This window comes from Streptomyces sp. NPDC003042 (assembly GCF_053591315.1).
In genome coordinates, this window is record NZ_JBSFTP010000069.1 from 1 (window position 1) to 21,981 (window position 21,981).

20 protein-coding genes and 1 pseudogene are annotated in these 21,981 nt (G+C 70.1%); 8 read left to right on the top strand and 13 right to left on the bottom strand.

Annotated features, from left to right (window positions below; all coding sequences use genetic code 11):
• A pseudogene (locus tag ACWDYJ_RS27515) lies at positions 1–162 on the top strand (2-oxoacid:ferredoxin oxidoreductase subunit beta); the annotation flags it as partial.
• A 39-nt stretch (positions 163–201) separates the two neighbouring features.
• Here the strand turns inward: ACWDYJ_RS27515 and ACWDYJ_RS27520 are convergent.
• Entirely contained in the window at positions 202–576 is a 375-nt protein-coding gene (locus ACWDYJ_RS27520; RefSeq protein ID WP_451568280.1) for a winged helix-turn-helix transcriptional regulator, read from the bottom strand.
• A gap of 102 nt (positions 577–678) precedes the next feature.
• Between ACWDYJ_RS27520 and ACWDYJ_RS27525 the strand changes: the two genes are divergently transcribed.
• From ACWDYJ_RS27525 to ACWDYJ_RS27535, 3 genes are all read left to right on the top strand, one after another.
• The gene (locus tag ACWDYJ_RS27525; RefSeq protein ID WP_451568281.1) at positions 679–1,533 is read left to right on the top strand and encodes an SDR family oxidoreductase; all 855 of its coding nucleotides are present in this window, start codon (positions 679–681) and stop codon (positions 1,531–1,533) included.
• 145 nt (positions 1,534–1,678) lie between these two features.
• Positions 1,679–2,701 carry an EamA family transporter RarD gene (gene rarD / locus ACWDYJ_RS27530; RefSeq protein WP_451568282.1) on the top strand — a complete coding sequence of 341 codons (1,023 nt, stop codon included), beginning with the start codon at positions 1,679–1,681 and terminating at the stop codon, positions 2,699–2,701.
• A 205-nt stretch (positions 2,702–2,906) separates the two neighbouring features.
• The gene (locus ACWDYJ_RS27535; RefSeq protein ID WP_451568283.1) at positions 2,907–4,223 is read left to right on the top strand and encodes a M28 family metallopeptidase; all 1,317 of its coding nucleotides are present in this window, start codon (positions 2,907–2,909) and stop codon (positions 4,221–4,223) included.
• A 101-nt stretch (positions 4,224–4,324) separates the two neighbouring features.
• Here ACWDYJ_RS27535 and ACWDYJ_RS27540 read toward each other — a convergent pair whose 3' ends face one another.
• The 4 genes from ACWDYJ_RS27540 to ACWDYJ_RS27555 form a co-directional block, all read right to left on the bottom strand.
• On the bottom strand, positions 4,325–4,741 hold the full coding sequence (locus tag ACWDYJ_RS27540; RefSeq protein ID WP_451568284.1) for a hypothetical protein: 417 nt from the start codon (positions 4,739–4,741) through the stop codon (positions 4,325–4,327).
• A complete protein-coding gene (locus ACWDYJ_RS27545) occupies positions 4,738–4,941 on the bottom strand; it encodes a hypothetical protein (RefSeq protein ID WP_451568285.1) in 204 nt (67 codons plus the stop codon). Before ACWDYJ_RS27545 ends, ACWDYJ_RS27540 begins: the two co-directional genes overlap by 4 nt.
• 109 nt (positions 4,942–5,050) lie before the next feature.
• Complete coding sequence (locus ACWDYJ_RS27550) at positions 5,051–6,241, bottom strand: LolA family protein (protein ID WP_451568286.1); 1,191 nt, start codon at positions 6,239–6,241, stop codon at positions 5,051–5,053.
• Positions 6,242–6,577: 336 nt separating this feature from the next.
• Positions 6,578–7,588 (bottom strand): polyprenyl synthetase family protein, encoded by a 1,011-nt coding sequence (locus ACWDYJ_RS27555; protein WP_451568287.1) that lies wholly within the window; start codon positions 7,586–7,588, stop codon positions 6,578–6,580.
• A gap of 234 nt (positions 7,589–7,822) precedes the next feature.
• Between ACWDYJ_RS27555 and ACWDYJ_RS27560 the strand changes: the two genes are divergently transcribed.
• Positions 7,823–9,835: a CocE/NonD family hydrolase gene (locus tag ACWDYJ_RS27560; protein ID WP_451568288.1), complete on the top strand. Its 2,013-nt coding sequence runs from the start codon at positions 7,823–7,825 to the stop codon at positions 9,833–9,835.
• Between the two features lie 124 nt (positions 9,836–9,959).
• Here the strand turns inward: ACWDYJ_RS27560 and ACWDYJ_RS27565 are convergent, their stop codons facing one another.
• Entirely contained in the window at positions 9,960–10,766 is an 807-nt protein-coding gene (locus ACWDYJ_RS27565; protein WP_451568289.1) for a Cof-type HAD-IIB family hydrolase, read from the bottom strand.
• Between the two features lie 141 nt (positions 10,767–10,907).
• On the opposite strand from ACWDYJ_RS27565, the gene fahA reads away from it, so the two are divergent.
• The 3 genes from fahA to ACWDYJ_RS27580 all read left to right on the top strand — a co-directional run bounded on the left by fahA (position 10,908) and on the right by ACWDYJ_RS27580 (position 13,526).
• Entirely contained in the window at positions 10,908–12,137 is a 1,230-nt protein-coding gene (gene fahA, locus ACWDYJ_RS27570) for a fumarylacetoacetase (RefSeq protein WP_451568290.1), read from the top strand.
• 134 nt (positions 12,138–12,271) lie between these two features.
• Positions 12,272–12,865, top strand: coding sequence for a hypothetical protein (locus tag ACWDYJ_RS27575; protein ID WP_451568291.1), 594 nt, complete (start codon positions 12,272–12,274; stop codon positions 12,863–12,865).
• 61 nt (positions 12,866–12,926) lie between these two features.
• Complete coding sequence (locus ACWDYJ_RS27580; RefSeq protein ID WP_451568292.1) at positions 12,927–13,526, top strand: Uma2 family endonuclease; 600 nt, start codon at positions 12,927–12,929, stop codon at positions 13,524–13,526.
• 66 nt (positions 13,527–13,592) lie between these two features.
• Here ACWDYJ_RS27580 and nuoN read toward each other — a convergent pair whose 3' ends face one another.
• From nuoN to nuoH, 7 genes are read right to left on the bottom strand one after another with little or no spacing between them, the layout of a single operon-like run.
• A complete protein-coding gene (nuoN, locus tag ACWDYJ_RS27585; protein ID WP_451568315.1) occupies positions 13,593–15,239 on the bottom strand; it encodes an NADH-quinone oxidoreductase subunit NuoN in 1,647 nt (548 codons plus the stop codon).
• A 5-nt stretch (positions 15,240–15,244) separates the two neighbouring features.
• A complete protein-coding gene (locus ACWDYJ_RS27590; protein ID WP_451568293.1) occupies positions 15,245–16,870 on the bottom strand; it encodes an NADH-quinone oxidoreductase subunit M in 1,626 nt (541 codons plus the stop codon).
• A gap of 1 nt (position 16,871) precedes the next feature.
• Complete coding sequence (gene nuoL / locus ACWDYJ_RS27595; RefSeq protein WP_451568294.1) at positions 16,872–18,812, bottom strand: NADH-quinone oxidoreductase subunit L; 1,941 nt, start codon at positions 18,810–18,812, stop codon at positions 16,872–16,874.
• Positions 18,813–18,825: 13 nt separating this feature from the next.
• Positions 18,826–19,125 (bottom strand): NADH-quinone oxidoreductase subunit NuoK, encoded by a 300-nt coding sequence (gene nuoK, locus ACWDYJ_RS27600; RefSeq protein ID WP_030864698.1) that lies wholly within the window; start codon positions 19,123–19,125, stop codon positions 18,826–18,828.
• Positions 19,122–19,940: an NADH-quinone oxidoreductase subunit J gene (locus tag ACWDYJ_RS27605; RefSeq protein WP_451568295.1), complete on the bottom strand. Its 819-nt coding sequence runs from the start codon at positions 19,938–19,940 to the stop codon at positions 19,122–19,124. The genes nuoK and ACWDYJ_RS27605 overlap by 4 nt, the downstream gene beginning before the upstream one ends.
• Positions 19,937–20,557, bottom strand: coding sequence for an NADH-quinone oxidoreductase subunit NuoI (nuoI, locus tag ACWDYJ_RS27610; protein WP_451568296.1), 621 nt, complete (start codon positions 20,555–20,557; stop codon positions 19,937–19,939). Before nuoI ends, ACWDYJ_RS27605 begins: the two co-directional genes overlap by 4 nt.
• The gene (gene nuoH / locus ACWDYJ_RS27615; protein WP_451568297.1) at positions 20,550–21,944 is read right to left on the bottom strand and encodes an NADH-quinone oxidoreductase subunit NuoH; all 1,395 of its coding nucleotides are present in this window, start codon (positions 21,942–21,944) and stop codon (positions 20,550–20,552) included. Before nuoH ends, nuoI begins: the two co-directional genes overlap by 8 nt.
• Positions 21,945–21,981: the final 37 nt, after the last annotated feature.

The window sequence follows — 21,981 nt, forward strand, 5'->3', positions numbered from 1 at the left end:
GACACCCTCCACCACACCCCCATCGGCGTCTTCCGCAGCACCGAACGCCCCGTCTACGACACCCTCATGGCCGACCAGCTCGACACCGCCGTCGAGCAGCACGGCAAGGGCGACCTCAGCACCCTCCTGCACGGCACCGACACCTGGACCGTCAGCGGCTAGACGGACGGCTCGCTCGCGGACCGCGGCCCGGATCTCGCTCTACGAGGTCCGGGCCACGTCGTACGCCTCCCTGGCCCGCTGCACCTCGCCGGTGCGCCGCTCCGTCCAGCGCGCGAGGGCCCACACCTGCTCGGCGGCCTCGCGGCCCAGCTCCGTCAGCGAGTAGTCCACGTGCGGCGGGATGACGGGATGTGCGTGGCGCAGGACGAACCCGTCGCGCTCGAGCGTCTGGAGGGTCTGGGCGAGCATCTTCTCGCTGACCCCGCCCACCTCCCGGCGCAGCGCGCTGAACCGGTAAGAGCGCTCGACGAGCGCGGCGAGCACCAGGACGCCCCAGCGGCTGGTGACGTGCTCCAGGATCCCGCGCGAGGGACACATGGGCGCTTTCACACTGGGTGGCACACTTACTTCCATACCAGTACCTTACTTTGAAGTGGGTACTTACGAATAGTTAGCGCTCTCCATATGCTGCCAGTGCAGGGCCCGCAGTACCTTCCGCGAACAGGAGAGCGCACCATGAGCATCGTCGTCACCGCAGCCACCGGATCCCTCGGCCGCCTCGTCATCGAGGAACTGCTGAACCGGGTGCCCGCCACCGAGGTGGCCGTCGTCGTACGCAACAAGGAGAAAGCCTCCGACCTGGCCGCGCGCGGCATCGACGTACGGATCGCCGACTACGACGACACGGCGAGCCTGGCCGGTGCTTTCCGGGCCGGCGACCGGGTGCTGCTGATCTCCGGCAACGAGGTCGGGCGCCGCATCCCGCAGCACACCGCCGTGATCGAGGCCGCGCGCGCGGCGGGCGTGGCACAGCTGGCCTACACCAGCATCCTGGGCGGACCGGAGGCGGACTTCGACCTGGCGGCCGAGCACAAGGTCACGGAGCAGGCGATCCTCGACTCCGGGCTCCCGTACACCTTCCTGCGCAACGGCTGGTACCACGAGAACTACACCGCGCACCTCTCCTCCGTCCTGGAGCACGGCGCGGTCGTGAGCAGCGCGGGCGAGGGCAGGATCGCCTCCGCGGCGCGGGCCGACTACGCGGCCGCGGCCGCTGCGGTGCTGACTGGCGACGGTCACCTGAACCAGGTCTACGAGCTCTCCGGGGACTCCGCCTGGGGGCTGGCCGAGTACGCCGCCGAGGTGGCGCGGCAGTCCGGCAAGGACGTCTCGTACGCCGCGGTGCCGGCCGACGCGCACCTGGCGGTCCTGACCGGCGCCGGGGTGCCGCAGGGCTTCGCGGCCATCCTCGTCGACGTGGACGCCGCGATCTCGCGCGGCCGGCTGGCGGCGACGAGCGGTGACCTGTCCCGGCTGATCGGGCGGCCGACGACGCCGGTGACCGAGGCCATCGCGGCCGCCCTGGCCTGACCTACGGCTGCGGTCTCCGCCCGGCTTCCACCCCACAGCCTCGAAGATGTCATGAGTATTCGCCTTAACGGGCATGACATCTGCCCCCGTGCGGCGCTACCGTCGTGAAGTTGTGAAATTGGCTGGAAGTCGCACTGGAGGCCCCGTGAAGGCGGAGAACGAGCAGCGCACGGGTTTGCTCTACGGATTCGGCGCATACGGGATGTGGGGGCTGGTCCCCCTCTTCTGGCCCCTGCTCAAGCCGTCGGGGGCGGTCGAGATCCTCGCCCACCGCATGGTCTGGTCGCTCGCCGTGGTCGGGGTCGCCCTCCTCGCGCTGCGCCGCTGGAGCTGGATACGTGAGCTGCTGCGCCAGCCGCGCAAGCTGGCGCTGACGGCGCTGGCGGCGTCCGTGATCAGCGTGAACTGGGGCCTGTACATCTGGGCGGTCAACAACGGCCAGGTCGTCGAGGCCAGCCTCGGCTACTTCATCAACCCCCTGGTCACCATTGCCATCGGCGTCCTGATCCTCGGGGAGCGGCTGCGCCGGGCCCAGTGGGTGGCCGTTGGGATCGGCTTCGCCGCCGTGCTGGTGCTCGCCATCGGGTACGGGCGGCCGCCGTGGATCTCGCTGACGCTGGCCTTCTCCTTCGCCGCGTACGGGCTGATCAAGAAGAAGCTGGACATGGGCGGGCTGGAGTCGCTGACCGCCGAGACGGCGCTGCTGTTCCTGCCCGCCCTCGGCTACCTGCTGTGGCTCGGCGCCGTAGGGCAGTCCACCTTCACCGCGCAGGGAGTCGGCCATTCCGCGCTGCTCGCGGCGACCGGCCTGGTCACCGCGATCCCGCTCGTGTGCTTCGGGGCGGCCGCGATCCGGGTCCCGCTGTCCACCTTGGGGCTGCTCCAGTACATGGCTCCGGTGTTCCAGTTCGGGCTCGGGGTCCTGTACTTCCACGAAGCGATGCCGCCCGAGCGCTGGGCGGGCTTCTCCCTGGTCTGGGCCGCACTGGCGATCCTGACCTGGAACGCCCTGCGGACCGCCCGGCGTTCCCGGGCACGGCTCGCGGCGGTCGCTTCCGCCCCGGTGGCCGCGGCCGACCCGGAGGCGGATCCCGCGGCGGAACCGGCGGCGGATCCGGCCCCCACCACCCCCGTCGCTCCTTCCGCGCCGACCCGCGAACCGGCGTAACAACTCGCTCAATACCCCCTCGATCCCCGGTACGGACCATCCGTGCCGGGGATCGTCCGTTTTCCGAACCACCCTGACCGGATTGTGGTCTTGACGGATAGTCATCCCCTCACTGAACATCAGGCTCGCACTGACGTACTACAGCTCACCTGCGCAATTCCCGCACGTTCCGTCATATCCCCATACGGAATCCCGGAGCCCCCACATGAGCCTGTCCGTCTCCCGGCGTCTCGCCGCCGTGACCGCCCTCGCGGTCGCGGGGCTGCTCGCCGCCACCTCCCCCGCCGCACTGGCCGCCCCCACGGCGGTCACCGCGGCGCCGACGCCGCCCGACATCCCGCTGGCCAACGTCAAGGCGCACCTGACGCAGCTTCAGACGATCGCCACCAACAACGGCGGCAACCGCGCCCACGGCAGGGCCGGCTACAAGGCCTCGATCGACTACGTGAAGGCCAAGCTGGACGCGGCCGGGTTCACCACCACCCTCCAGACCTTCACCTCCAACAGCGCCACCGGCTACAACCTGATCGCCGACTGGCCGGGTGGCGACCCCAACTCGGTCCTGATGTCCGGCGCGCACCTGGACTCGGTGTCCTCCGGCGCGGGCATCAACGACAACGGCTCGGGCAGCGCCGCCGTTCTGGAGACCGCTCTGGCCGTCTCGCGGGCCGGTCTGCAGCCGACGAAGCATCTGCGTTTCGGCTGGTGGGGCGCGGAGGAACTGGGTCTGGTCGGCTCGAAGTACTACGTCAACAGCCTGCCGACCGCCGAGCGCGCGAAGTTCGCCGGCTACCTGAACTTCGACATGATCGGCTCGCCGAACCCGGGCTACTTCGTCTACGACGACGACCCGACGATCGAGCAGACCTTCAAGAACTACTACGCGGGCCTCGGCGTGCCGACCGAGATCGAGACCGAGGGCGACGGCCGCTCGGACCACGCGTCCTTCAAGAACGTGGGCATACCCGTCGGCGGGCTGTTCACCGGCGCCAGCAACACCAAGTCGTCGGCCCAGGCGCAGAAGTGGGGCGGCACCGCCGGTCAGGCCTTCGACCGCTGCTACCACTCGTCCTGCGACACCACGGCGAACATCAACGACACCGCCCTGGACCGCAACTCCGACGCCATCGCCTACGCGGTCTGGCACCTCGGGACGGCCACCCCGGTCCCGCCGGGCCCGTCGTTCGAGAACACGGCGGACGTCAGCATCCCGGACTCCCCCGCCGCTGCGGTGAATTCCCCGGTCACGGTCTCCGGCGTCGCGGGCAACGCGCCCGCCACCACCAAGGTCGACGTGAACATCGTCCACACCTACCGCGGTGACCTGGTCATCAGCCTGATCGCCCCGGACGGTACGGCGTACCTGCTGAAGAACTCCAACTCGGACTCGGCCGACAACGTCATCGCCTCCTACACGGTCAACGCCTCCAGCGAGGTGGCGAACGGGATCTGGAAGCTCCAGGTCAAGGACGTGGCGGCGCAGGACGTCGGCTACATCAACAGCTGGAAGATCACCTTCTGAGTCACGGCGATCGGTCCGGTACTCCACAGGCCGCCGCCATCAGCCCCGCACTCCACGTGCGCGGACGGCGGCGGCCGCACCCGGACGAGCCGCCGATGGTCCTACGCGTCCTCCGTGCCCGCCCGTAGCGAGGCGGGCAGCGGATCCTGGATGCGGGCGCGCAGCTGCTGCGCGACCGCGGCGATGTCCGCCCGGCCCAGCTTCGCGGCCTCGACCAGGTCCCCCAGCTCCTCCGGCGTCGGCAGCTGCTTCGCGCCGGCCACCCTCAGGTACGAGCGGGTCGCGGCGGCGGCGTAGAACTCGTTCATCGGGGATTCCAGCGCCGGGCAGACGGCGAGGGTGTGCAGAAACGCGGCTGCCCGCCACGCGGTGTCGGGGGCGGGCTGTTCGGGGACCAGGACGAGGTCGTTCTGGTGCCGGGCGACGGCGGCGGCCACCCCGGAGGGATCCCATACGGCGGGGTCCGACGGCAGATGATGGGCCAGGGCGGTCCAGGCCCACTCCATGGTGATCTTCAATTGCCGAACCGCTCCTGGAAGTAGCCCCAGTGGTCGGAGAACTCCTCGATGCCCGACAGGAAGCTCTTCCGGTCCTCGTCGAGTTCGCGTTCGGTGACCTCGGTGATCAGTGCGGTGACCGTCGTCCCCAAGGCCGCCGCGCGCGCCTTGAGGCGTTCGTGGAACTCTTCGTCCAGGCGGATGGTGACGTGTCTCGACATGCGTTTCACGGTACAGCGACCGTGCCGCGCGAAGGAGTGGAACGGCAGAAGGGTGGCCGGGGACACAGGTCCCGGGCCACCCTTCGCAGTGCGTCGCCGCAGCGGACCTCTACTTGGCGGAGTCGGCCGTCCGGACCAGCTGGTCCTTGGTGACCGCGCCGACGTAGACCTTGCCGTCGTCGGTGATCAGCGCGTTGACCAGGCGGGTGGAGAAGACCCGGCCCTCGCCGAACTTCCCGGAGACCTTGTCCCCGAGGGAGTTCAGGAACTGCTTGGCCTCCTTCGGGGCGTTCTTGTCGTTCTCCAGGTCCTTCAGGCCCTGGCCGGCGCCGCCGGCGCCCGTGTCGATCCGCGCGACCGAGGCCCAGCCCTCGCCGACGACCTTCACCTCGCCGTTGCCGTCCGCGCCACCGACCAGGCCGCCGAGGCCCGGGAAGGACTCCAGCGCCTTCCAGTGCTCGTCGCCCCTTTCGGCCTTGCCGTGGTCATCCGTGCCCTCGGTCACCTTGGCGCCCTTGGGCGGGGTGAAGGTGAAGGTGTCGGCGGCCGGCTTGGCGAAGTCCACCTGGGTGAAGCCCGCGTCGACGATGGGCTTGCCGCCCTGGCTGGACAGCAGCTGGACGCGCAGCGGCACGCCGTTCTTGGCGTCCACCGAGATCTGGACCGAGCCGACCGTGGAGCCGCTCTGCTTGGGCTTCAGCACCAGCTGGTAGGCGTCCCGCCCGGCCACCTGCGCGGTGTCGCCCACGCTGATGTCCGTGGTGGGGCCGGCGGCCTTCAGGACGTCCTGGGCGATCTGCTGCGGGGACGTCGCGAGCCGGTCGCCCGTCTTGTGCTCCGTACCGCTCCGACCGGCGTTCTTCTCGTGGAAGGCCTCGTTGGACTTGGAGTCGTATCCCCATACGTCGTCGCCGTTGTGGACGAGGCTGTACTCGTTCTTGCCGTCGAGGAACGTGAGCTTCTGGCGGTCGGGGCCGTCGGCCGCGACGCGGAAGGTGTGCGTGCCGTTCGCCAGCTGCGCGACCTTGTCCTCCGGGTTCGCGGAACCGCCCGTCACCCCGCCGCCGCCCAGCAGGCCCGAGGCGATGGTGGGCAGGCCCAGGTCGGTGCTGAGCTTCGCCGTGCCGGAGAGCTGCTGCACGTCGGAGGCCGCGACCTTCTCGATGAGCTGCTGCGCCGTCACCTTGGGCAGGTCCGGGCCTCCGGCGTTGGCGAAGGCCGGGACCATCGCCACGGTCGCCGCGGCCACTCCGGCCACCGCGACTGGTACCGCGTAGCGTGCGGCCTTGCGAGCGGTCATCCCATTCACTCCCATCAGTGGTAACTTCGTCACACCCCGTAAGGGGTCGGTTCGGGCTGGACCGCAACCCTTGGGTTGGAAGCCCCCTCCTTCGTGTGGGGAGCGGAGTCACGTCAGTGCCTGCCTTCGCGGTCACTGCGGCGACAGCGTCGCCGTCTTCGCCCGGTCCGGTGCGGTCGGTACGTCTATCTGACCAAACCGGACCCTGGTGGGGCGTCAGTCCCAGGAGCCAACTCCGCGTACGACTGTGGGATGACAGGGCGAGGGCCCTCCCACCCCGTCCCGTAGGGGTAGGAGGGCCCTCGCCCTCTGCCAGAGGTATGACGCCCGCGAGTGCTACCCGGCGCGGTGGACCACCGCGTCGCACAGCTCTTCCAGCGCCGACTTCGCGAAGCAGTCCGGCAGCGGGGCGAGCGTGGCGCGGGCGTCCTGGGCGTACTGGACGGTGTCGCGGCGGGCCTGCTCCAGCGCGGGGTGGACCTTCAGCCGGGAGAGCACCTCGGCGTGCCGGGCGTCGTCGCTCAGGTCGCCGTCCAGGAGCCGGACGAGCTCCAGGTCGTCCTCGCGCCGGTCCCGCTCCGCCATCTCCCGCAGCCGCAGCACGGGCAGGGTCGGGATGCCCTCGCGCAGGTCGGTGCCCGGGGTCTTGCCGGACTCGCGCGACTCGGAGGCGATGTCGAGGACGTCGTCGGCGAGCTGGAAGGCGGTGCCGAGCCGCTCGCCGTACTGGGTCAGGATGTCGACGACCGACTCGTCGGCGCCGGACATCAGCGCGCCGAAGCGGCCCGAGACCGCGATCAGCGAGCCGGTCTTGCCGGCGATGACGTCGAGGTAGTGGGCGACCGGGTCGCGCCCGTCGCGCGGGCCTGCCGTCTCCAGGATCTGACCGGTCACCAGCCGCTCGAACGCCTCGGCCTGGATGCGTACGGCCTCCGGCCCGAGGTCCGCCAGGATGTGCGAGGCGCGGGCGAAGAGGAAGTCACCCGTCAGGACGGCCACGGAGTTGCCCCAGCGGGCGTTCGCGCTGTCCACGCCACGGCGGACGTCCGCCTCGTCCATGACGTCGTCGTGGTAGAGCGTGGCCAGGTGCGTGAGCTCCACGACGACCGCGGAGGGCACGATTCCGGGCGCGTACGGATCACCGAAACGAGAGGCGAGCATCACCAGCAGCGGGCGGAACCGCTTGCCTCCGGCCCGCACCAGGTGTTGCGCGGCCTCGGTGATGAAGGGGACTTCGCTCTTGGTGGCCTCCAGCAGACCCGCCTCGACGGCAGCCAGCCCGGCCTGGACATCGGTCTCAAGAGCCTGGTCCCGCACGCTCAGTCCGAACGGCCCGACGACGGTCACGAGGGGTACTCCTGTCTGCTGACGATCACGTTGACGATCACGTGGATTGTCGATGTGTCGCTGCCATCACTCAACCCAGCGTATCGGGTCTGTTTTCGATCACGGAGAGCGCCTGTCCGGCTGCCACGCGCGCATCGCCCGATGTGCACCGGTATGTTCTGATGAGGCCGAAACAACCGGAGCATGCGTGTTGTCCAGAATTGGGATCGAAGTGGACGAGTCACGAGAAGTCCGATGATCATCCGTACCGATTTCCCGTACGCGACCTCCCACGAGGATGTCCGGATCCCGCTGCCGGACGGCGTGAAGCTGTACGCCCGCATCTGGCGGCCGGTGACCGGCGAACCGGTTCCCGCGCTGCTGGAGTACCTCCCGTACCGGCTGACCGACTGGACCGCGCCCCGCGACTGGCAGCGCCACCCCTGGTACGCCGGACACGGCTACGCCTCGGTACGGGTGGACGTACGCGGCCACGGTTGCAGCGACGGGCGCCCCGGCGACGCGTACGACGCGCGCGAACTGGCCGACGGCGTCGCCGTGGTGGAGTGGCTCGCGGCGCAACCCTGGTGCACGGGCGCGGTCGGCATGTTCGGGATCTCGTGGGGCGGCTCCAACAGCCTGCGGATCGCGGCACTCGCCCCCGAGCCCCTCAAGGCCGTCGTCACCGTCTGCTCCACGGACGACCGCTACGACAACGACGTGCACTACACGGGCGGCTCGGTGCTGGCCGTGGACATGCACGCCTGGGCGGCGACCATGCTCGCTTTCGCCTCACGGCCCCCGGACCCCCTCTTCGTCGGCGACGGCTGGCGCGAGCAGTGGCTCGGCCGCCTGGAAGCCGTCGAACCCCTCGTCCACACCTGGCTGTCGCACCAGACCCGCGACGGCTACTGGAAGCACGGCAGCGTCCACGAGGACCACGCGGCGATCGGCGCCGCCGTACTGGCCGTAGGCGGCTGGCACGACCCCTACCGGGACACCGTCCTGCGGCTCGTCGAGCACCTGCCGCCCGACCGCGTACGGGGGCTGATCGGGCCCTGGTCCCACCAGTACCCGGATCGCGGGCTCCCGCCCGGACCCGCCATCGGCTTCCTCCAGGAGACCCTGCGCTGGTGGGACCACTGGCTCAAGGGCGTGGACAACGGGGTCATGGGCGAGCCGCTCCTGCGCTCCTGGATCAGCGAGTCGCACCCCCCGGCCACCGTGTACGAACGGCTCCCGGGCCGCTGGGTCGGCGACAAGGCCTGGCCCTCGCCCTCGGTCGTCCCCGTCTCGTACGCCCTCCAGGGCCCGCCGGTGATCGTCGCCTCGCCGCAGCACACCGGGCTGGACGCCGGACGCTTCATCCCCTTCGGCAACGACGCCGATCTGCCGCCGGACCAGCGCGAGGAGGACGCCAAGTCGGCCTGCTTCGAGTTCCCGGTCGAGCCCGGCACCGAGCCGGTGGAGATCCTGGGCCGCCCGTCGGTGACCCTGCGGCTGCGCATGGACGTCCCGTACGGGCAGGTCGTGGCGCGGCTGTGCGACGTGGCCCCCGACGGCTCCTCCACCCTCGTCACCCGGGGCGCGCTCAACCTTTCGGCGCGGCGGGGGCGGGACAAGGCTGCGCCGTGGCCGGTGGGCGCGTACGAGGACGTCACCTTCGAGCTGAACGGCATCGGCCACGCCTTCGCACCCGGGCACCGGATCCGCCTCGCACTGTCCTCCGCGTACTGGCCGTGGATCTGGCCGCGGGCCGGATCGGAGGCCGGCTGGACCGTCGACCCGGCGGGCAGCGAGCTGACGCTGCCGGTCCGCGCGGCGGCGTCGGCCTCGGCCACCGAGGGCATCGTCTTCGAAGCGCCGGAGCAGTCCGAGCCGCTGGGGGTGACCGTCCCGGCCACGCTGGACGAACCCCGTCCGGAACGGCTGGTCGTACGGGACGTCGCGCGCGGCACCTGGCGGCTGGAGGTGGACCCCCGGTACGGGGGCACGCGGCTGTACCCGGACGGGCTGGAGTACAGCGAGGACGCGGTGGAGGTGTACGAGATCCAGCAGGCCGACGCCCTGTCGGCGCGGACCCGCTCGGAGTGGCGGATCCGACTGCACCGGCCGGACCTGGCGTGGGACGTGCGGATCGAGACCCGGTCGGAGATCTCGTGCGACGAGGGCGGCTTCCTGACGTCGAACGAGGTGGTGTGCCGGGAGGGGGACGAGGTGGTCTTCCACCGCACATGGGAACGCCGCCTTCCGCGTGCCGCGGGCTGAGCGGGGGGTCCGGGGGCGGCACCGCTGCCGGGGCTCCGCCCCAGACCCCGCGCCTCAAACCCCGGACTCCGTCCGGGGGGATTGAGGCGCGGGGGTGCGGGGCAGCGCCCCCGGAAACCGGCGGTCAGGCGAACAGCCGCTCCAGGACCACCGCGATGCCGTCATCCTCGTTCGAGAGCGTCAGCTCGTCGGCGACGGCCACGAGCTCCCGGTGGGCGTTGGCCATGGCCACCCCGTGCGCGGCCCACGCGAACATCGGGATGTCGTTCGGCATGTCGCCGAAGGCGATGGTCGACGAGGCCGGCAGGTCCAGGACGTCCGCCGCCCGCGCGAGCCCACTGGCCTTGTCGATGCCCGGCGGTTGCAGTTCCACCGTGTGCTCACCCGCCATCGTGACGTTCACCAGGTCGCCGACCACCGACCGCGCCACCCGCGTCAGCTCGTCGTCGTCCAGCCGCGGATGCTGGAGGAGGACCTTGTTGATCGGGGCCGACCACAGGTCGCCCCGCCTCGGTACCCGGACCGTCGGCAGGTGCGGATGCCACATCCGGTAGCCCGGCCCTATCAGCATCTCCGCGTCCACACCCTCCTGGTTGACGGCGGCGTAGACCTCACCGATCTCGGCCTCGATCTTGCCGAGGGCCACCTCGGCCAGCCCCCGGTCCATGGCGACGGAGTGCAGCAGGAGCCCGCGCGCCGCGTCGTACACCTGCGCGCCCTGCCCGCACACCGCGAGCCCCGCATAGCCGAGGCCGTCAAGGACGTGCCGGACCTGTGGCACCGGCCGTCCGGTGACGACGATGTGCTGGGCGCCGGCCGCGCGGGCCGTCGCGAGAGCCGCGTAGGACCGGGGGGAGACGGTGTCTCCGGCGCGCAGCAGAGTCCCGTCCAGGTCGGTGGCGATCAAGGCATAGGGGAGGGCGGAAGTCACGGCGCCAAGGATACGGACCCCTTTGGACAAGTCCTACAAATAGCGCCCCAATCCGGCCTCCCGCAGGCCCCACCCGCCACGTAACGTGTCAGCGAGCCCCCGGGACACCCCCGGACCGCGTCGAAAGCGAGGCAGTACCCCATGCCCCAGCAGAGCCCCCTCGATGTCCCCGAGGGCGACCCGTTCGGGCCGCACAACCTCCCGTACGGCGTCTTCTCCACCGCGCAGGACCCGGCCCGGCACCGGATCGGTGTGCGGATCGGCGGGTACGTGCTGGACGCGGGGGCGGCCGCGGTCGCGCTCGGTTCCCCGTACGCCGGAGTGCTCGGGCAGTCCTCGCTCAACCCGCTGCTGGCCGCCGGGCGCACGACCTGGCGCGATGTGCGGCGCGCGCTGACCGCCTGGGTGACCGACCCCGGGCACCGGCCGGCCGTGGAGCCGCACCTGGTGCCGCTGGAGGACGCCGTGCTGCACCTCCCGTACGAGGTCGCCGACTACGTCGACTTCTACGCGAGCGAGCACCACGCCACCAACGTCGGAAGGATCTTCCGGCCCGACGGGGACGCGCTGACCCCCAACTGGAAGCACCTGCCCATCGGTTACCACGGCCGTTCGGGCACGATCGTCGTCTCCGGTACGGACGTCGTACGCCCCTGCGGGCAGCGCAAGGCCCCCACCGACCCGGCGCCCGTCTTCGGTCCGTCCGTGAAGCTCGACATCGAGGCCGAGGTCGGCTTCGTCGTCGGCACGCCGTCCGAGCTGGGCAGCCCGGTGGCGCTCGGCGAGTTCGAGGACCACGTCTTCGGGCTGTTCCTCCTCAACGACTGGTCCGCGCGGGACATCCAGGCCTGGGAGTACGTGCCGCTGGGCCCCTTCCTCGGCAAGTCCTTCGCCACCTCCGTCTCCGCCTGGGTCACCCCGCTGGAGGCCCTGGACGCGGCCCGCGTCACCCCGCCCGTCCGGGACTTCCCCCTTTTGCCGTACCTCGACGACGCCGACAGCGACCGTCCGGGCGGCTTCGACCTGCGGATCAGCGTCGCGATCAACGGGCAGGAGGTGGCGCGGCCGCCGTTCGCGTCGATGTACTGGACCGCCGCCCAGCAGCTCGCGCACATGACCGTCAACGGCGCCTCGCTGCGTACGGGTGACGTGTACGGCTCCGGCACCGTGAGCGGCCCGGAGACCGGTCAGCGCGGCTCGCTGCTGGAGCTCACCTGGAACGGCCGCGACGCCATCGAACTCGCCGACGGCAAGCGCACCTTCCTGGAGGACGGCGACACCGTGACCCTCACCGCCTGGGCGCCGGGCGCCGACGGCACCCGCGTGGGCCTGGGCGAGGTCACCGGCCGCATCGTGGCCACCCGGGCTTAGGCCTTCACGCGGAGGGGGACGCGCGCGTACGCCAGGCGGCCGTAGCCCGCGTGCGCGCGGCGGGGCGGGCCTGGATGGTGGACGGAACGGGACCGGGAGGCCCGTACGCCGTACCCCCACCGCGAGGAGCCGCCATGCCCGCACGCCGCCTGAAGACCGCCCTGACGTGCGCCGCCGCCGCGTCCCTCGCCCTGGCCGTGGTGCCCACGGCCAGGGCTGTCGAGGGGCCGGCGCCCGACCCGCGCAACGGCAGGGCCATGCGGGACATGGCGACGGCGCTCGCGGTGACGGCCAAGTACGTGGACGAGAGGCTGGCGATCGCCGACGGGTACGTCCGGCACGGCGAGTGCATGAACAACCCCTTCGGCAAGGGCTCCATGGGTTTCCACTACGTCAAGGACGCCCACTGGGGCTCGACGGATCCGAGCAAGCCCACCGCGCTCGTCTACAGCGCCGAGACGGACCGTAACGGCCGTCGGCAGTTGCAGGCGGTGGAGTGGATGGTCTCGGACGGCGACCAGGACCTGAAGACCGCCGACGACCGGCCGACGATGTTCGGCCTGCCCTTCGACGGCCCCATGCCCGGCCATTGGGCGGGCATGCCCAAGCACTACGACCTGCACATGTGGGCGTACAAGAAGAACCCGGCCGGCCGCTTCCACAACTGGAACACGGCGCTGACCTGCCCCGAGAAGACCCCTGCACCCGCCCACAGCCATCACCCGTAAGTGCGGACTTCGGGCGATCTCCGGCGATACGCTGGACGGACTCGCAAGACTCCGGCTGCTCATGGGAGCACTGATGAACCCGGAACACAGCTGGCCGATCCCGCCCGCGGGCGGCTGGACTGCCGACGACCTGGACACGCTTCCGAATCTGCCTCCGCACACGGAGCTGATCGACGGGAGCCTCGTCTTCGTGAGTCCACAGACCCTCTTCCACTCGCGGGCGGTCGACTTCTTCAACTGGCAACTCCAGTCGCTGGTCCCGCCAGGTCTGGAGGTCGTCCGCGAGTTCACCATCGACATCGACCGGCGCAACCGTCCCGAGCCTGACGTGATCGTGATCAACGAGGACGTCATCAACGATCCGGAACAGACCCGGTTCCCCGCCGAGTCGGTCCTGCTGGCCGTCGAGGTCGTCTCCCTCGAGTCCGTCAGCCGCGACCGCGAGACCAAGCCGCTGAAGTACGCCCGGGCCGGGATCCCCCACTACTGGCGCGTCGAGAACAAGGACGGCCGTGCGGTTGTCTACGTCTTCGAGCGGGAGCCGTCCACCGGCGCCTACACGAGCACCGGCATCTTCCACGACCGCCTGAAGGTCTCCGTCCCCTTCCCCATCGACCTGGACCTCACCGCGATCACGCCGAAACGACAGCGACCCGAGTAGCCCGCCAGCATGGCATCGGGCCCGGCACCCCAAGGGGAGCCGGGCCCGATGCCATGCACTGACCGGTCAGCGGACGAACGTGCTCGCCTGCCCCGCCAGGTCCAGGAAGTACTGCGGGGCCACGCCAAGGACCAGCGTGACGGCGACGCCCACCGCGATGGTGGTCATCGTCAGCGGTGAGGGCACCGCCACCGTCGGGCCGTCGGCCTTGGGCTCGCTGAAGAACATCAGCACGATCACCCGGATGTAGAAGAACGCGGCGATCGCCGACGAGATGACGCCGACCACCACCAGAGTCCCCGCGCCGCCCTCCGCCGCCGCCTTGAACACGGCGAACTTGCCGGTGAAGCCGGAGGTCAGCGGAATGCCGGCGAAGGCCAGCAGGAACACCGCGAAGACGGCCGCGGTGAGCGGCGAGCGCCTCCCCAGTCCCGCCCACTTCGACAGGTGCGTCGCCTCGCCGCCCGCGTCCCGCACCAGCGTGACCACCGCGAAGGCGCCGATCGTCACGAAGGAGTAGGCGCCCAGGTAGAACAGGACGGACTTGACGCCCTCCGCCGAGGTGGCGATCACACCGGCGAGGATGAAGCCCGCGTGCGCGATCGAGGAGTACGCCAGCAGCCGCTTGACGTCCGTCTGGGTCACGGCGATCACCGCGCCCGCGAGCATCGTCACGATCGCGACGCCCCACATCACCGGCCGCCAGTCCCACCGCAGGCCCGGCAGGACCACGTAGAGCAGCCGCAGCAGGGCGCCGAAGGCGGCCACCTTGGTCGCCGCCGCCATGAAGCCCGTCACCGGCGTCGGGGCGCCCTGGTAGACGTCCGGGGTCCACATGTGGAAGGGGACCGCGCCGACCTTGAACAACAGGCCCATCAGGATCAGCGCGCCGCCGATCAGCAGCAACGCGTCGTTGCCCATGGTGGCGGCGAGCGCCGGGTCGAGCAGGGCCACCTTGCCGTCCACCACGTCCGCGATCACCGCGTACGAGACCGAGCCCGCGTAGCCGTAGAGCAGCGCGATGCCGAAGAGGAGGAAGGCCGAGGAGAAGGCGCCCAGCAGGAAGTACTTGACCGCCGCCTCCTGCGAGATCAGCCGCTGGCGGCGGGCGACGGCGCAGAGCAGGTACAGCGGGAGGGAGAAGACCTCCAGCGCGATGAACAGGGTCAGCAGGTCGTTGGCCGCCGGGAAGATCAGCATGCCGGAGACCGCGAACAGGGCCAGCGGGAACACCTCGGTGGTGGTGAACCCGGCCTTGACGGCGGCCTTCTCGCTGTCGCTGCCCGGTACGGACGCCGCCTGGGCGGCGAAGGAGTCCACCCGGTTGCCGTGCGCGGCCGGGTCCAGGCGCCGCTCGGCGAAGGTGAAGATCGCCACGACCGAGGACAGCAGGATCGTGCCCTGGAGGAACAGGGCCGGCCCGTCCACGGCGATGGCGCCCATCGCCGCGATGTGGGCCTTGCCGCTGCCGTACCCGGCGGCGGCGAGGCCGACGACCGCCGCGAAGGCCGATGCCAGCGCGGCGACGGCGAGGAACACCTGCACGTAGTAGCGGGACCTGCGCGGTACGAAGGCCTCTACGAGGATTCCGATGACGGCCGCGCCCACCACGATCAGCGTGGGCGCGAGCTGCGCGTACTCGATGTGCGGGGCCGGGATCCGGTCGGCCGGGACTTCGGCCGCCAGCGTCCACAGGCCCTGGGCGGCAGTCATGGTGCTCACTTCGCCGCCACCTCCTTCTTGGCGTGCTCGGCTTCGACAGCGACCTCGGGCTTCGGGTCCGTCTGCTTCACATCCGACATGGTGTGTTTCACCGCCGGGTTGACGATGTCGGTGAGCACCTTCGGGTAGACGCCCAGTCCGATCAGCAGCGCGATCAGCGGCGCGACGACCAGCACCTCCCGCAGGCGCAGGTCCGGCATCGTGCGGACCTCCTCCTTCACGGGGCCGGTCATCGTGCGCTGGTAGAGCACCAGCGTGTAGAGCGCCGCCAGCACGATGCCGATGGTGGCGATGACGCCGACGACCGGGTACCGGGCGAACGTGCCGACGAGGACCAGGAATTCACTGACGAAGGGCGCGAGGCCCGGCAGTGAGAGGGTGGCGAGGCCGCCGATCAGGAAGGTGCCGGCGAGGACCGGGGCCACCTTCTGCACACCGCCGTAGTCGGCGATGAGCCGCGAGCCGCGCCGGGAGATCAGGAAGCCGGCCACCAGCATCAGCGCGGCGGTCGAGATCCCGTGGTTGACCATGTAGAGCGTCGCGCCCGACTGGCCCTGGGAGGTCATCGCGAAGATGCCCAGGATGATGAATCCGAAGTGCGAGATCGAGGCGTAGGCGATCAGCCGCTTGATGTCGCGCTGTCCGACCGCGACGAGCGCCCCGTAGACGATGCTGACCAGGGCGAGGACGAGGATCACCGGCGTGGCCCACTTGCTGGCCTCCGGGAAGAGCCCGAGGCAGAAGCGGAGCATCGCGAAGGTGCCGACCTTGTCGACGATCGCGGTGATCAGGACGGCGACCGGGGCGGTGGCCTCGCCCATCGCGTTGGGCAGCCAGGTGTGCAGCGGCCACAGCGGGGCCTTCACGGCGAAGGCGAAGAAGAAGCCGAGGAACAGCAGCCGCTCGGTGTTGGTCGCCATGTCGAGCGTGCCCGCGGCGCGGGCGGCGGCGATCTCCTGGAGCGAGAAGTTCCCGGCGACCACGTAGAGCCCGATGACGGCGGCCAGCATGATCAGGCCGCCGGCCAGGTTGTAGAGGAGGAACTTGACCGCCGCGTACGAGCGCTGCGCGGCCGCGTTCTCATCGGTACCCGAGTGTGCCCGGTCCCCGAAGCCGCCGATGAGGAAGTACATCGGGATGAGCATGGCTTCGAAGAAGATGTAGAAGAGGAAGACGTCGGTGGCCTCGAAGGAGATGATCACCATCGCCTCGACCAGCAGGATCAGGGCGAAGAAGCCCTGAGTCGGCCGCCACCGGGACGACTTGCCCGCGGCGGAGCCGCCATTGGACTCAGCGAGCGGGTCGGCGTCGTGCCAGCCCGCCGCGATCACGAAGGGGATCAGCAGCGCGGTGAGCGCGATCAGCGCCACCGCGATCCCGTCGACGCCCAGCTCGTAGCGGACCCCGAAGTCGGCGATCCAGGACCGGGATTCGGTGAGCTGGTAGCGCTCGCCGCCGGGCTCGAAGCGGATGACGACGAGCACGGCCAGGGCCAGTGTCGCCAGGGAGAAGAGCAGCGCGAGCCACTTGGCCGCGGTCCTGCGGGCGGCCGGTACGGCCGCCGTCAGGATCGCGCCGACCGCGGGGACCGCGGCCGTCACCGTCAGAAGCGGGAAATTCATCTCACACCGCCCTCATCAGCAGGGTCGCGGCGATCAGGATCGCCGTGCCCCCGAACATCGAGACCGCGTAGCTGCGGGCGTAGCCGTTCTGCAGCTTGCGCAGCCGGCCCGACAGCCCGCCGACCGAGGCGGCCGTACCGTTGACCACCCCGTCGACCAGGCTGTGGTCGACGTACACGAGCGAGCGGGTCAGGTGTTCCCCGCCGCGCACCAGCACGACGTGGTTGAAGTCGTCCTGGAGGAGGTCCCGTCGGGCCGCCCGGGTGAGGAGCGAGCCGCGCGGGGCGAGGACCGGGACGGGCCTGCGGCCGTACATCCCCCAGGCGATGGCGACGCCGACGGCCAGGACGACCATGGTGGAGAGCGTCACCGTCAGGGCGCTGACCGGCGGGTGGCCGTGCGCGTAACCCGTGACGGGCTCCAGCCAGTTCAGGAACCGGTCGCCGATGCCGAAGAGGCCGCCCGCGAACACCGAGCCGAAGGCCAGGATGATCATCGGGATGGTCATGGACTTCGGGGACTCGTGCGGGTGCGGCATCTCGCCCGGCTTGGCCTCCACACCCGGCTCGATCCCGGGGGTCTTGTCCGGGTCCGGCGCCGGCTGCCAGCGCTTCTCCCCGAAGAAGGTCAGGATCATCACGCGGGTCATGTAGAAGGCGGTGATGCCCGCGCCCAGCAGGGCCACTCCGCCCAGGATCCAGCCCTCGGTGCCGCCCTTGGCGAAGGCGGCCTCGATGATGCGGTCCTTGGAGAAGAAGCCCGACAGGCCCGGGAATCCGATGATGGCCAGGTATCCGAGGCCGAAGGTCACAAAGGTGACCGGCATGTACTTCCGCAGGCCCCCGTACTTGCGCATGTCGACCTCGTCGTTCATCCCGTGCATCACGGAACCGGCGCCGAGGAAGAGTCCGGCCTTGAAGAAGCCGTGCGTCACCAGGTGCATGATCGCGAAGACGTAGCCGATGGGGCCGAGGCCCGCGGCGAGGATCATGTAACCGATCTGCGACATGGTCGAGCCCGCCAGGGCCTTCTTGATGTCGTCCTTCGCGCAACCGACGATCGCACCGAAGAGCAGCGTGACCGCGCCGACGATGGTGACCACGAGCTGTGCGTCCGGCGCCGCGTTGAAGACGGCGCCCGAGCGGACGATCAGGTACACGCCCGCCGTCACCATCGTCGCCGCGTGGATGAGGGCCGAGACCGGGGTCGGGCCCTCCATCGCGTCACCGAGCCAGGACTGGAGCGGCACCTGCGCCGACTTGCCGCAGGCGGCCAGCAGCAGCATCAGGCCGATCGCCGTGAGCGTGCCCTCGGAAGTCTCGCCGACCGATCCGAGGACCGGCCCGAAGGCGAAGGTGCCGAAGGTGGTGAACATCAGCATGATCGCGATCGACAGGCCCATGTCGCCGACGCGGTTGACCAGGAAGGCCTTCTTCGCGGCCGTGGCCGCGCTGGGCTTGTGCTGCCAGAAGCCGATCAGGAGGTAGGAGGCGAGGCCCACGCCCTCCCAGCCGAAGTACAGCAGCAGGTAGTTGTCGGCGATGACGAGCAGCAGCATCGCCGCGACGAACAGGTTGAGGTAGCCGAAGAAGCGGCGGCGGCGCTCGTCGTGCTCCATGTACCCGATCGAGTACACGTGGATGAGCGTGCCCACCCCGGAGATCAGCAGGACGAAGGTCATCGACAGCTGGTCGAGCTGGAAGGCGATGTCCGCCTGGAAGCCCTCCACCGGAATCCAGCTGAACAGGTGCTGGTGCAAGGTCCGGTCGTCGGGGCCCCGTCCCAGCATGTCGGCGAAGAGGACGGCGCCGATACCGAAGGAAACGGCCGCGAGCAGCGTGCCGATCCAGTGGCCGGCCTTGTCGAGGCGCCGGCCGCCGCACAGCAGCACCGCCGCTCCGAGCAGGGGCGCCGCTACCAGCAGCGCAATCAGATTCTCCACTGTTGAACGCCCCTTACAGCTTCATCAGGCTGGCGTCGTCGACCGAGGCCGAGTGGCGGGTACGGAACAGCGACACGATGATCGCGAGACCCACCACGACCTCCGCGGCGGCGACGACCATCGTGAAGAAGGCGATGATCTGGCCGTCGAGGTTGCCGTGCATCCGCGAGAAGGCCACGAACGCGAGGTTGCAGGCGTTGAGCATCAGCTCGACGCACATGAACAGCACGATCGCGTTCTTGCGGATGAGCACGCCGGCCGCGCCGATGGTGAACAGCAGGGCGGCCAGGTACAGGTAGTTGACCGGATTCACTTCGAGGCCTCCTCACGGCCGAGGCGCTCCGAAGATTTCTGCTCCAGTGCCTTGAGGTCTTCGAGTGCCTCGCTCGACACGTCGCGGATCTGGCCGCGGGCGCGCAGCGTCTTGTTGACGGTCAGCTCGGACGGGGTGCCGTCCGGCAGCAGACCGGCGATGTCCACCGCGTTGTGCCGGGCGTAGACGCCGGGCGCGGGCAGCGGCGGGAGCTGGACGCCCTCGCGGACGCGCCGCTCGGCGAGTTCGCGCTGGGTGGCGGCCCGCTCGGTGCGCTCGCGGTGGGTGAGCACCATCGCGCCGACGGCCGCGGTGATCAGCAGCGCGCCGGTGAGTTCGAAGGCGAAGACGTACTTGGTGAAGATCAGCTGGGCCAGGCCCTCGACGTGCCCGGCGGAGTTGATCCGGCCCAGCCCGTTGAAGTGGGTGAGCCGGGCGTTGCCGATGCCGGCGATCAGCAGGATGCCGAAGCCGAGGCCGCACAGGGCGGCCAGCCAGCGCTGCCCCTTGAGGGTCTCCTTCAGCGAGTCCGCCGCCGTGACGCCGACGAGCATGACCACGAAGAGGAACAGCATCATGATGGCGCCGGTGTAGACGATGATCTGGACGACGCCCAGGAAGTACGCCCCGTTGGCGAGGTAGAAGACCGCCAGGATGATCATCGTCCCGGCCAGGCTGAGCGCGCTGTGCACGGCCTTCTTCATCAGGATCGTGGCCAGCGCGCCGATCACGGCGACCGTGCCGAGGATCCAGAACTGCACGGCCTCACCGGTGGAGGTGAGCGAGGTGGCGGCCGCGGCGAGGGAAGCGCTCATCGTCCGATCACCTCCTGCGAGGCGGGCTCGTCGGGACCGAAGTCGGACGCCGCCTCCTGCGGGGCGGATCCCGCCGTGGGGACCTGGCGGACCGTGCCCGGGGCGGCCCCCGTCACCAGCCCGCGGTAGTAGTCCTGCTCGTCCGTGCCGGGGAAGATGGAGTGCGGCGCCTCGACCATGCCCTCGGTGAGCCCCGAGAGGAGCTGCTCCTTGGTGTAGATCAGCGCTTCGCGGCTGGAGTCGGCCAGTTCGAACTCGTTCGTCATGGTGAGCGCCCTCGTCGGGCACGCCTCCACGCACAGCCCGCACAGGATGCAGCGGGCGTAGTTGATCTGGTAGACCCGCCCGTACCGCTCACCGGGCGAGTAGCGCTCCTCCTCGGTGTTGTCCGCGCCCTCCACGTAGATCGCGTCGGCGGGACAGGCCCAGGCGCACAGCTCGCACCCGATGCACTTCTCCAGACCGTCGGGATGGCGGTTGAGCTGGTGCCGTCCGTGGAAGCGCGGAGCGGTGGTCTTGTGCTGCTCCGGGTACTGCTCGGTGAGGCGCTTCTTGAACATGGCCTTGAAGGTCACGCCGAAGCCGGCCACCGGGTTCTGCCACTTCTCGTCAGACATTCCCTGCACCCTCCTCTCGGTCACTGTCAGTATTCGCCCCGCCACTGACAATCAGCTCCCGCTCGGTGCGCGGTCGCCTGCGCGGTACGGGTGCCAGGTGCTGGCCGGGCTTGGGCGGTACGGGGAATCCGCCCGCCAGCGGGTCGAAGGGCTCGTCCGCCGCGGCCTGGCCGGCCTCCTCGGCGGCCGCCTTCTCGCGCTTGTCGCGGAAGAGGTCCACGACGAAGGAGAGCAGCAGGATCGCGACGACGGCGCCGCCGACGTACAGGACGATCTCGCTGAAGTCGTAGTTCTCGTTGCGCAGCGCGCGGACGGTGGCCACGAGCATCAGCCAGAGCACGGAGACCGGGATCAGGACCTTCCAGCCGAGCTTCATCAACTGGTCGTAGCGCACGCGCGGCAGGGTGCCGCGCAGCCAGATGAAGAAGAACAGCAGCAGCTGCACCTTGAGGACGAACCAGAGCATCGGCCACCAGCCGTGGTTCGCGCCCTCCCAGTAGGTGGAGATCGGCGCCGGGGCCCGCCAGCCGCCCAGGAAGAGCGTGACCGAGACCGCCGAGACGGTGACCATGTTGACGTACTCGGCCAGCATGAACATCGCGAACTTGATGGAGGAGTACTCGGTGTTGAAGCCGCCGACCAGGTCGCCCTCGGACTCCGGCATGTCGAAGGGGGCGCGGTTCGTCTCGCCGACCATCGTGACGACGTAGATGATGAAGGACACCGGGAGCAGGATGATGAACCAGCGGTCCGCCTGCGCCTCCACGATCGCCGAGGTCGACATCGACCCGGAGTAGAGGAACACCGAGGCGAAGGCCGCGCCCATCGCGATCTCGTACGAGATCATCTGCGCGCAGGAGCGCAGGCCGCCCAGCAGCGGGTACGTGGAGCCGGAGGACCAGCCCGCCAGGACGATGCCGTAGATGCCGACCGAGGCCACCGCGAGGATGTAGAGCATCGCGATGGGCAGGTCGGTGAGCTGCATGGTGGTGCGCTGGCCGAAGATCGAGACCTCGTTGCCGGGGGGCCCGAAGGGGATCACCGCGATGGCCATGAAGGCCGGGATCGCCGCGATGACCGGGGCCAGGACGTACACCACCTTGTCGGCCCGCTTGACGATGAGGTCTTCCTTCAGCATCAGCTTGACGCCGTCGGCGAGCGACTGGAGCAGACCCCAGGGGCCGTGCCGGTTGGGGCCGATGCGCAGCTGCATCCAGGCGACGACCTTGCGCTCCCACACGATGGAGAAGAGCACGGTCACCATCAGGAAGGCGAAGCAGAACACCGCCTTGACGACGACGAGCCACCAGACGTCCCTGCCGAAGAGGGACAGGTCCTCGGCGGCGAGGACGTGCGGCTGCGCCGCGAGCTGGGCGAGGCGGGTCACGCTCGCACCTCCCGTGCGGGGGCCGGGGCTGCGCCCG